At 31.2% G+C, this 11,873-nt stretch carries 11 protein-coding genes; 6 read left to right on the forward strand and 5 right to left on the reverse strand.

From position 1 onward, the window contains the following. From PKK00_14555 to PKK00_14570, 4 genes are all read right to left on the reverse strand, one after another. Window positions 1-726: Fic/DOC family N-terminal domain-containing protein (locus PKK00_14555; GenBank protein HNW99624.1), on the reverse strand; the 726-nt coding region annotated here is incomplete at its 3' end. 356 nt (window positions 727-1,082) lie between these two features. Beyond that, window positions 1,083-3,992 (reverse strand): insulinase family protein, encoded by a 2,910-nt coding sequence (locus PKK00_14560; GenBank protein ID HNW99625.1) that lies wholly within the window; start codon window positions 3,990-3,992, stop codon window positions 1,083-1,085. Window positions 3,993-4,191: 199 nt separating this feature from the next. Then, entirely contained in the window at window positions 4,192-4,524 is a 333-nt protein-coding gene (locus PKK00_14565) for an energy transducer TonB (GenBank protein ID HNW99626.1), read from the reverse strand. A gap of 34 nt (window positions 4,525-4,558) precedes the next feature. After that, entirely contained in the window at window positions 4,559-4,906 is a 348-nt protein-coding gene (locus PKK00_14570; protein HNW99627.1) for an energy transducer TonB, read from the reverse strand. Between the two features lie 338 nt (window positions 4,907-5,244). Here PKK00_14570 and PKK00_14575 point away from each other — a divergent pair, with 338 nt between their 5' ends. From PKK00_14575 to PKK00_14585, 3 genes are read left to right on the forward strand one after another with little or no spacing between them, the layout of a single operon-like run. Further along, window positions 5,245-6,261: a histidine kinase gene (locus PKK00_14575; GenBank protein HNW99628.1), complete on the forward strand. Its 1,017-nt coding sequence runs from the start codon at window positions 5,245-5,247 to the stop codon at window positions 6,259-6,261. A gap of 5 nt (window positions 6,262-6,266) precedes the next feature. After that, on the forward strand, window positions 6,267-7,301 hold the full coding sequence (locus PKK00_14580; protein HNW99629.1) for a histidine kinase: 1,035 nt from the start codon (window positions 6,267-6,269) through the stop codon (window positions 7,299-7,301). 38 nt (window positions 7,302-7,339) lie between these two features. Further along, on the forward strand, window positions 7,340-8,071 hold the full coding sequence (locus PKK00_14585) for a LytTR family DNA-binding domain-containing protein (GenBank protein HNW99630.1): 732 nt from the start codon (window positions 7,340-7,342) through the stop codon (window positions 8,069-8,071). A gap of 295 nt (window positions 8,072-8,366) precedes the next feature. Here PKK00_14585 and PKK00_14590 read toward each other — a convergent pair whose 3' ends face one another. Further along, the gene (locus PKK00_14590; protein HNW99631.1) at window positions 8,367-9,131 is read right to left on the reverse strand and encodes a hypothetical protein; all 765 of its coding nucleotides are present in this window, start codon (window positions 9,129-9,131) and stop codon (window positions 8,367-8,369) included. Between the two features lie 723 nt (window positions 9,132-9,854). On the opposite strand from PKK00_14590, the gene PKK00_14595 reads away from it, so the two are divergent. Genes PKK00_14595 through PKK00_14605 form a run of 3 tightly spaced genes read left to right on the forward strand, consistent with a single transcriptional unit; the run spans window position 9,855 to window position 11,856 of the window. Then, window positions 9,855-10,712: a T9SS type A sorting domain-containing protein gene (locus tag PKK00_14595; GenBank protein HNW99632.1), complete on the forward strand. Its 858-nt coding sequence runs from the start codon at window positions 9,855-9,857 to the stop codon at window positions 10,710-10,712. A 21-nt stretch (window positions 10,713-10,733) separates the two neighbouring features. Continuing rightward, window positions 10,734-11,660, forward strand: a complete 927-nt coding sequence (locus PKK00_14600; GenBank protein HNW99633.1) for a T9SS type A sorting domain-containing protein — start codon at window positions 10,734-10,736, stop codon at window positions 11,658-11,660. A 13-nt stretch (window positions 11,661-11,673) separates the two neighbouring features. Next, window positions 11,674-11,856 carry a hypothetical protein gene (locus PKK00_14605; GenBank protein HNW99634.1) on the forward strand — a complete coding sequence of 61 codons (183 nt, stop codon included), beginning with the start codon at window positions 11,674-11,676 and terminating at the stop codon, window positions 11,854-11,856. The last annotated feature ends 17 nt before the right edge of the window (window positions 11,857-11,873 follow it).

Genomic DNA, 11,873 nt, shown 5'->3' on the forward strand with positions numbered 1-11,873 from the left:
CTGAAGCAATTTATAATATTCTATTTTATTTTTGATGATATAATTGCTCAAATATAGTATTGGCAATGTTTGCAGGTTTTCGAGAATAAGGTACAAGATATTTATTATTCTGCCGGTTCTTCCATTACCATCATAGAAAGGATGAATGCTCTCAAACTGAAAATGAATAATCGCCATTTTTACTAATGGATCATAATCACATATTTTTTCATCATTGATAAACTTTTCTAAATTTGACATTAATCTTTTTATTTCTTCATAATCCTGTGGTGGTGTATAAATTATTTCTCCGGTTGACGCATTCTTCAAAGTAGTATCTGGCAATTTACGAAATCCTGCTTTGTTTTTTTCTAATTCTTCCTGGATTTGTAATATCATCCTGTTGGTTAACAATTTATTTTTGGAAATAAGGTTGAACCCTTTTTTCAATGCTAAAATATAATTCTGAACTTCCTTTGCATTTAATGATTTTACAGAATCAAAATTAAGTTCTGATTTATATAAATCATCATGGGTTGTAATAATATTTTCTATTGCTGAACTATCTTTTGCTTCTTGTATGCCCAGTGTATTTATTAAAATATTTTGATTGGGTATGGTGGTAGCAATGCCTTTTAATTCAGCTAAAGCTGCATGAGCATATGGTAAACTTTTTAAAATTTTTTTAGTTTCTATATCAAAGTTTAACGGTAGTTCTGATAATTTCCATTTTTTAGCTTTGTTCATAATGTAAAGATTTTTGACTTTTCTTTACAAAATAAAGCTATTATGTTAAGAAAAACAAATTTTCTTTACATATGTGTTTTTTAATGTATAGATTTCTTTATTTTGTTTACAAATCAATTTTGAGTTTCAAAGTATGTTGATTTTTGTACAATATAAATGTTTTAATTTTTTAGAGATGGAAAATTTCAAAACAAAAATTGAAATCAATCCAATCTGTGAAAATCCATGTAATCATTGGTAAATAAAAATAATTTCGCCACCTACGGGGCTTTATTTTTTATTAAATTTATTTCTACCAATATGTCGCCTCTAACGAGGCTAATATAAAATACCAAATGAGTTTTACCGGATCAATATTATTTTTTAAACAAACTGCTCTCCTTTACTTCCACAATTTTCCCGAACTTAGCAATATCAGTCATATTAAGCCTTTTCTTATCGCCAACAATACAAATTACAATTGGTTTTCCTTTTATGCTGGTATTATAAAATTTTACAATATCATCGAACGTAAGGTTTTTATATGTTTCCAATTTATATTTTGAAGGATCTTCGATATAGCCTTTAAGTTTCCAGTTCAAATATTTTTCGGTAAGCTCCCTGAAATCGGGTCTGCTGGCGTATGCTTCCTGTACGAGTGAACTACGGATGTTTTCAATGCGTTCTTTCTTTTCGGGCATAAAGCAAATCAAACTATCGAATACCTGAATTGCATCAACCGTTTTATCAGCTTGTGTACCTACGTAACCTATAAAACTTGAACGCTTCCCTGTAAGCATAGGAATGGAATACGATGCCGCTGCAGTATACGCCATTGAACGATATTCACGTATCTCCTGTATAACAAGACCTGAAAATCCTCCGCCGAAATAATCATTGAATGCATCAATATAAGCCTCTTTGTCAATGCTGTAATCTTCGCCTTTTATATAAAAATATATCTGGCTTTGTACGGCATCTTTTCTATTTACAAAATATACCGTATTCTCATTATATACCTCATCATTAATGACTACAGGCGATTCGGAAGTTTTTAAGTTACTTTGAAATTGTAAGCTGCTTTTTAAAATATCTGATACATCAGCAAATGAATATTGACTACCGGTATAATGTACCTGCACTTCATAAGTTAATCCTTTTTTAAATACAGCCAGAAGACTATCGGCATTCAAGGCTTTTATTTCTTTCATTGAAAGCCTGTTGATGAATGTAGAATTATTTTTCTTTCTCACATATTGAAGCAATGCCTGTGCAACGCCCGGAGCATCGGCATCTTCCAGCTTACGTGTAGCTTGTTCCCCTTCTACAATATTTTTAATTTTCTCTTTGTCAACAACCGGTTCGCTTAAAAGTTCCTGTAAAAGTATCACTCCTGCTTTAAGTTCGGATTCAATACCGGTAAGCTCGGCAGTAAGGTAATTATCGTCGCATGAAAACGAATAAGAGCATCCTGTTTTCTGAAAAGCTTTTTTCACTTCATTCAGCGATTTTGTTTTTGTTCCAGCATAATTCATCAACTCGGCAGCATAATATAATTGTGGCATTTTATATTTCCCTACGCCGAATTTAATTTTTAAAGTATAAATATCATTTTCGGGATTAGGAGTGTAATAAAGTGTTACATCCTTTGCCAATTCAGCAACCTGAACATCACTGCCAAAGTTTACAAAATCAGCTACAGGCTCTTTTGCTTTCATGGTTTCAAATTTTTTAGCAAAAGGCGACTTTGCATCCTGTTTGGGTTTTACCGGCTCGTAACCGGGTTTGTCGAGTTTTTCTTTTTTCGGAAAACCCATTTTTGAAAGCATAATCAGGTAATTTTTGTTGTAATATTTTTGTGCTGCTTTTATCACATCTTCTTTGGTAATTTTTTTAATCTTATCCGGATAATTTAAATAATCATCAATATCGCGGCTTTGAGCAAAAGCTTGTGCAATAAGAGTTGTACGGTTATCAAAATTTTCAAGATTCAATTTGAATTCGGTATAAATATCTTTTTTAACTGCTTCCAATAACCAATCATCAAATTTCCCGTTACGTAATGAATCAAATTCGCTCATGATTAATTGTTCCGCATTTTCAAGTGATTGTCCTAATATTTTCGGGATAAAAAGAAATACAGAAGCGCCATAATCATTATTCTGCCCCAACGGAATATATTGAGCAGCCATAAGTTTATTGTCAAGTACCAGCTTGTCTAAAAGCCCTGTTTGTCCGGTATTGGAGAGAATACGGTTACAAACATCCAATGCTACTTCATCGGTGTTCCCGTTAGGAACTGTACGGAAACCGATAATACCAAGCTTTATAGGAGTAAGCTTTACTTCTACTACTTCGCGTCCGTTAAAATCTTTTTCATCATATTTTGGGAACTCAGGAACAGTGCCTGATTTCCAAGTGCCAAATTTTTCTTTTATAATCGGAAGAATCTCATCCGTATTAAAATCACCGCAAATCACCAGCGCCATGTTATTAGCCACATAATATGTTTTATAAAATTTGTACATAGCGTTAAGTGACGGGTTTTTCAGGTGCTCAATGGTTCCAATCGCTGTCTGCTGCCCGTAAGGATGTTTCTTGTATAAATTCGCGAGAAATGTTTCTATAAGTTTCATTCCAAAATTATCCATGGAACGATTTTTCTCTTCATACACAACTTCCAGCTCCGACTGAAACGAACGGAAAACAGGATTTGTAAAACGATGGCTATACAGTTCAAGCCATTTTTCAAACTGATTTGGAGGAAATGCGTTATAAAAAAATGTCATTTCTTCGGCGGTGAAAGCATTCATTCCCGAACCACCAATACTTTTTATCAGTTTATCGATTTCAATAGGAATAGCGTATTCGCCGGCTTTCAGCGATTGCTCATTTATTTTTTTCTGAATTTCTTTTCTTTTGTTTTCATCAACAGTTTGCCCAAGCGAATCATATAAAGCATAAATATTTTCGAGGAAAGGTTTTTCTTTTTCAAAGTCAGTTGTTCCCATTTCTTCGGTACCTTTAAAAAGCATATGCTCCAAGTAGTGCGCTATTCCGGTATGATCCGAAGGGTCGTTCTTACTTCCGGCCTTAGTTACCACGCCGCCATATACCAGCGGAATGGTATGGTCTTCATTCAATAAAACTGTTAACCCATTATCAAGTACACATTTTGTAACTTTAATCTTAGCGGGGGTCTTTGCTTCTTGTGCAATAGTATATAATGTAACAAAACAAAGCGCTACAGACAGGATGCAAACTTTTTTAAATTGTGAAAATATCATGGTGTTACGTTTTATGTTTTATACAAAGTTCGAAATAAAATATTTTAAAATAAACTTTTATGCACAAACCTCAAAAGGCTTAATCCACAAGCCGATTAATACTTTTAAGGTTCCTTTACTAAAAAACAGCCCCCGTATCCGGGGACTGCTTTCACACTTAATCCAACACACATTGCCAGGAAAAAATATAGAGAGAAAATTATTCCAGTTTGAAATCGAAACGCATCAGGTATTTTTCACCGTACATTTCGGGACTGGGTTCAAGTGTTAAAGAAGATAGTTTTTCAACTACGTACACCATCAGGTCGCCACTAAATGCATTGCAATTTAAAATTTCAATCTTCCCGTCTTCTTTTATTGTAAATTCAATAAATACACTTCCCTGAATTTGTTGCTGAATAAATTCTACAGGATAAGATATTTGACTTTTTATGGTTTGCTGCATCATTGTAACTGAATCAGGATTCTTTGCGAATATTGCTGTTACTGACATCAACAATATAATTGCTGTGGTTATAATTTTTGTTTTCATAATTTTAAAATTTTAAGGTTAATTGATTCTGAATTTATTTTTCGTACTTGAATTCAAATTTTACATTATAAGTTTTGCCTTGCTCCCTGTTTCCGGGTAAAAGTTTTATTGATTTTATTTTTTCTATTACATATTTTTTTAATGTTTCGCTGCTTTCATTTGTGAGGTTAATCTTCAATGTACCGTCGTTATTGACTGTGAAGCTTACCAAAACAACGCCTTCTATTTTTTCCTGCTTTGCAAACTCAGGGAAGGTGATGGTTTTCTTTAAAAGTTTTTCAACTTTGGAAGGACTGTCAATGGTTGCTGTTGTATTTGCGAAGCTGCCTGTAGCACTTATTATCATAAGGCTTATCAGTGATATTATTATTCTTTTTTTCATGGGTTAAGTTTTTATGTTATTATTTTCTTTCTGTTTTCTGTCTTATGACGAACTGTTATTTTTAAAAGTTACAGGTGTTTTAAAAAATGTTTGTTGTTCATCGTTTGTTGTTTGTTTTTATAATTTTAGTTCTGTTTCTATTTCAAAATTACTTTCGTAAAAAAACAAAAACAACTTTATTCTACCAGCATGCTTGATTTATCAACGATGTACAAAAAGGCAATTGTCTATTTTTAAATTGAAGTATGATTAATGTTGATTGAGCATTTAAGTGTATTTGTAGAAAATACTTGCATTTTCTTTAAAAAAATGATTTCTTCGTATTACTTATATAAGCAATGAAAAAAAGAGCTATTATATTATCGCATATCACTTTCTGGATTTTAGCCACCGTGGTTCAAATCCTTCCAATACTTACATGGGATAATCTAACTGAAATAAAGGATTCACTTATTGAAGAATTTTTTATGACCATTTTGTGCATGCTGTTTTTTTACGGAAGTTATTTTTATATCACACGTATACTTATAAAGAAAAGATTTTTTTTATTTCTACTTATATTCTTCTCTTCTCTTTTCCTTTTCACATTATTGATAATGAAATTCTATCCGCCTTTATTGTTTATGTTCATCAGTCCTGTTGAAGACATAAACTACACGCGATGGTTTTTCAGTCTTATCAGTTATATTTTTGTTTTTGGTTTATGGGGAACCATGTTTCGCATAACGATCAACTGGTTTATTGAAAAACAAAAAGAAAAAGAACTGGAAAAGCAAAATATATTTAGTGAACTGGGAATGCTGCGTTCGCAGATCAATCCGCATTTTCTGTTCAACACGCTGAATAATATCAATTCATTTATTTATCGCGAACCCGATAAAACATCTTTTGGAATTGCAAAGCTGACCGACATTATGCGCTACATGCTTTATGACGCCAATGCTGAAAAAGTAAAACTTACCGACGAAATAAATTATATAAAAAATTATATTGACTTACAAAAACTAAGGATTAAAGAATCCGATTATGTTCATTTCGATATTATTGGAAATACAGAAAATGTAATGATCCCGCCAATGCTGCTAATCCCTTTTGTTGAAAATGCCTTTAAACACGGAAGAAAAAATATGGAAGGAGTTGGAATATTTATCAAACTTTTTACTGACGGGAAAAAAATAAATTTCGAGGTTAAAAATTTTCTTTTAAATACAACTCAACCATTTGAAAAAAATGGAGGTTTCGGGCTGAAAAATATACGGCGAAGATTAGAATTGATTTATGGTTCGGAACACCAATTAACATGCAATGAACAAAATGATATGTTCATAGTAACATTGAATATTGATAAAATTTAATTCAGATGAAACGGAAATACGTAGTAATGATACATCTTTTATTCTGGTTGTTGTACACCACCGTTACTACGATTCCGTATACCATAGGAAATATCAGTGATGAAGAAACCAGGAATATCATCATCAGGCTGATGATTTCAAAATTATTTCTTGTTATTGTTTTTTATGTTTACTATTTCTTTATTGGGCCACAGTTGATATTCCGGAACCGCATTTTTTTATTTATTATTCTTGCCGTAGTTTTTGATGTTTCTTATGCTTTGTTAATGGCAAATATTATTTTGCCTATATATCACTGGGTACTTGGACCGGATTGTGGCAAAACAACATTCAATTCGATTTTTTTCAGTTCTGTCTGGTATCATTTTATTTATGCTGTTTATGGAACTTTGTTTCGGTTTACTATCGACTGGTTTAGAAAAGAACAAAAACGCCGTGAACTGGAAACACAAAAAGTTAATGCAGAACTGGCTTTTTTGCGGTCGCAGATAAATCCAAAATTTTTATTTTACACTTTAGGTGAACTCGACAACATTTTAAAAATTAATCCTGCACGTACTTCCGAAGGCATTATCAAACTCTCCGAAATCATGCGTTACATGCTATATGATGCCGCAACATCAAAAATACCGCTTGAACTTGAGGTTTCGCATATACAGAATTATATCACATTACAGGAATTAATTTCGGGAAAAAAGGGAATGGTAAAATTTACTATCGACGGTAATATTAAGGACAGGAATATCCCTCCTTTGTTATTTATTCATTTCATTGAAAATGCCATCAAGCACGGGAAAAAGGATAATCATTTCCCTGCAATAATTATTAACCTGACCGTAAACGATGAACTTATATTTTTTGAAACACAAAATTTTATTGAAGGAAATTCGAACTACAATGAAATGCAAGAAGGACAAAGCATGAAGAATATACGGAGAAGGATGGATTTGCTTTTTGGTAAAAAATATACACTTGATATTAAACAGGAAAGTGAAATCTTTAATGTAAAAATGATTATCAATAAACCCTGGCAATCATAAATATTATTAAATTTATACTGTTTAAAAAATTACAGTTAATGAAAATAAAATGTATAGCTATCGACGATGAACCTCCTGCACTGATGCAGATGGAAGATTATATTTCAAAAATTCCTTTTCTTGAATTAGTGAAAACTTTTGATAATGGATTGGAATCGCTCGAATTCATTAAAAAAAATGAGATCGACCTTATTTTCCTCGACATACAAATGGAAGGGTTTAGCGGTTTGCAATTATTAAATGTGATGAAGAAAAAACCACGTATCATCCTTACTACCGCTTACGATCGTTATGCAATACAGGCTTTCGACCTTGATGTTTCGGATTATTTGCTTAAACCCATTTCGTTCGAACGTTTCCTGAAAGCAGTTGAAAAAGTTTATGACCAAATTTCTTCTTCACAAAAAACAGCTGTCCCTCCTGTTGTTGTTGCCGAACCTGCCCAAGAAGGGAAGAACTATATTTTTGTAAAAACAGAATACCGGATGCAGCGTGTCGATTTTAAAGACATCCTTTATGTTGAAGGATTAAAGGAATATTTAATTATTCAAACAGCTACCGGACGCGTTATTACACTTCAGAATTTTAAGACCATGGAAGAAATGCTGCCTTCATCAAACTTTGTAAGGGTACATAAATCGTACATGGTGGCTATGGATAAAATAGAATTTGTGGAACGAAACCGAATTAAAATTTCTGATAAACTTATTCCTATTGGCGATACCTACCGAAAGATATTTTTTGAATTACTAGATAAGAAAGGGATTTAAGAGCAGTTTGTCGTTTACAAACAAGTTTGTTGCTATAAAAAATTTAGTTGTTTCCCCAATATAGCTTGTTATTTCATGAACACAACTGCTTGTTTCCTGAAAATTGTTTGTTGTTTCCGCAACACAACCCTTTATTTCCTAAACACAATTCATTGTTTCCTAAATACAGTTGTTTATTTCCTAAAGGTAACCCTTAGTTTCCTGAATACAACCGCTTGTTTCCATGACACAACCCTTTGTTTCCCAAAACATGCAGGTTAAAAACCAAAACATGCAGGCTGTTACCAAAAAATAGTTAAGCAGTTTTAGTGAATTTTATTCCACTTACTTCTTTATATTCTGGGCTTGTTGAACCGTATACCGACTTTACATAAACCTTAACATCCATTGCTATATCGTATAACCCAATGTTTTCTTTATAAAAGATCTTATTACGGTCTATACGGGCATTACTTAATGCAGTTATGGTGTTTATTACCGCGGTATTCTTTGCCTTCATACTTGCCAGCATTGTATTTAATGCTGTAACCTTTAAATCTGTTTCGTTAGGAATGTAGCCTGTTTCTGTTGAAAGTAAATTGATAAGTTTAGCAAAATTATCAAGACGATTATCGTAACTCATTTGCGATGCTGATATTTGTTTAATTTCTTCGCTTATAGTATTTCCTTCCGGTTGTGTTTCGGAAAGTTTACGGGGAAGGGGCATAATTTCTTTTTTTTGTGTAGCTCTTTTGCCAGTGATTTTTCGGGTGATGGTTTTCGCATCATCAATTTTTTGCACTGTAACTTCGGAACTTTCCAATGCACTTAAAACGCGTGTTGTGAATTTACTTAAAGGGTTAAACAAGATTTCGCGTGCATCGACAGCCACTGAATAAGCATTAAACTTGTCCTTTACAGTTGCCAGTGATGTTTGGGCAGTAGTAAACAAGGTGTTTAATGCTGTGAGTTTAAGAGCTGCTTTAGCGGGGTTGTAAGTTGCACCATATCCTGTACAAAAGGAAATTAATTGTTCAAAATTGGCTACATTCTTGGCGTGGCCGGTTTCATTAGTTTTCATAGTTTTATTTTTTTATGTTTATAATTTATTATTGCTACCTACTTTTTCCTTGATAAAAAAGTAGCAAAAAATCAAGGCTACCAGTAAATTTCTGTAAAAGCTACAGTTTGATTTTTACCCCGAAAACAAACTCGTCGTCACGATTAAAAATCGTTACTCCTCAAACAGCGTTTTCTTAGCTTTACCAATCACACAAAATCAAACTTTGTTTTACTACGAAATTTCCTGAAGGCCTTCTGCAAATTATTTTTCTTTTTGCTTTTTCCTGCTCAGATATTTTTTGGGAGCGTGGCCGGTTTCATTTGTTTTCATAGTTTTAAAAATTAATTGGTTATTAACTATTAATAAAACGCAGGTAAAAAGAAAATTATTGTTTAATTGAATGATGGGATGATTGAATGATAGAATGATCAGAAAAATTGAAAGAGTGAAATATTTACCAGATATAAACCCAACCCTACCACCTAAGTGAAAAAACCTGCAAACTATAAACTCGCTATTGCTTTTTAAAAATATTTTACAGTTTCCACGAAAAATATTTTTAGTAAAAAATATATTCTTATGAATTTCATTGTTTAACGCTTGCAAAAATCATTTTATCTAATTCATGCATTGATATAAAAATATCAAATACGGCATAAAATAATTATTTTCAGGCAATTATGTTTTGCGGTTTAATAAAATATTTAGATTTGTAGCGATAATATTTACAACTAAATAATAATGAAAATAAAATATATTATAATTACAACAATTGTAATATTATTTTTCTGCAATTTTTTAACTGCACAGAATACTAATTACAAAACTCCTTATAAATTGCTTGATGCCACACAGCCAATGTGGAAGTTCTGGCTTGCTTTTGAAGATGCGACAGGTGCAAAAGATACTATTTGGGCAATATGGGATACACTTGCTACTTCCTCGGGGGTAGATACATTATTTGGAGAAGGGGCTATCCATATGAATTATAATAATTTTAATGTTTTTATAGGTAATTCAAATGGGGATACCACAAAGGTTAGTGCATTAGATTTTTTAGGTTCACATCAACTTTCTGTTCAAGCAATAAATTACCAATACCCTATAAGTATTAGTTGGGATACTTCTTTATTTCATGCACCTTTACCTTTTCCAATTGGTTGTATAAGTAGTGCCCGTATTGATAATGACTATTTCTTTTTAGTAAATAATGATCCTTTACTTCAAGCATATAATATGCTTTTAGATAATAACGTACCAGCACCATTTTTTAGTTGGGGAACGCAAAGTCAATTTCCAATGAATTTTATCATTTCATATAATCCGGTTGGGGTTAATGAACTATTTAAAAATGAAAATTCTATATTTATATTTCCAAATCCTTTTAAGAATAAATTAACTATAAAATCTCAAATACCAATTTCTGCTATCGAAGTATTTACTACTGATGGCAAAAGTGTTTATTCTGAAAAAAATATTAAAATGAATAAATTTTATAATTATGAATTAATTATAAATAAAATTAAACCAGCTTTTTATATAATAAAAATTACAAATGAATTAAACCAAATTACATATGAAAAAATTATTAAAAGCTAAACATTTTTAAATAAACTTAACATGAAAAATAAATTTAAAATTATATTTTTTGCTGCATTTTTATTTTGTAATAATATGAATGCTCAAGAATGGGCTCCTGTTGGGGCTAAATGGTATTACGATTTTAATATAACTCCTTCTATTGGATATGTAAAAATCGAATATATTAAAGATACTATTATTAATAGCAATACTTGTAAAGTCTTAAAAAAAATCAGATTCTCGTATGATTATCCTGGTGTATATAATACAGTATCACTTGGGAATGAATATATTTTCCAAAATGGAAGTAAAGTTTATAACTATAAATATGGACAATTTTATCTATTATATGATTTTTTTGCAAATACTAATGATATTTGGACAATTGCGGCTACAAATAGAGACAGCCAAAGCGGTTGTGATACTATTGGGAAAGTTAAGGTAGATAGCACAAATATAATAATAATAAAAAATGACACATTTAAAATTATTTATACAAGTTCTTATCAAAATTCAGATTGGGTATATACAGGTCCTATAGTTGAGAAACTTGGTTGCATTGGATATATGCTTCCCGAACCATACCTATGTTATATTGATCATAATGAAGGAGGAAATTTAAGATGTTATAGTGATTCATTTTATGCTTACCAAAAAGATTCATTATTGCCTTGTGATTTTATTAATAGTATCGATGAAACAATTATAGATGATCATTTTTTAAAAATATATCCTAATCCCACGAATAATATTTTAAATATATCTACAACCTTACAGGATGGAAATACAATAGAGTTAATAGAAATTTATAACTGTTTTGGACAGCTAATAAAAAAAACAGACATTAATAATTCATATAAAAAGTTTAACCACATTATTAATATTCAATCATTATCATCAGGAATATATTTAATGAGAATAAAAACAAATTATAACTATTTCGAAAAAAAGATTATTAAAAATTAAATAATATAAAAACATGAAAAAGATTATTCATTTAATTGTATTAATTTCATTTACAAAAATGGGATTTTGCCAATTTCAACCAATGGGATGTCAAACTATTGATACTACTTCAAGTGGAGCTAAAATTGTTAATTGTTCAATGGCTTCGACAGCTTTTCTACTCAAAGAAAACAGGTTTGCAAAAAATCAAGATTGAATGAGCTGAAAATTTTC

The sequence above is a fragment of the Bacteroidales bacterium genome (assembly GCA_035353855.1).
Classification (GTDB): domain Bacteria; phylum Bacteroidota; class Bacteroidia; order Bacteroidales; family CG2-30-32-10; genus DAOQAK01.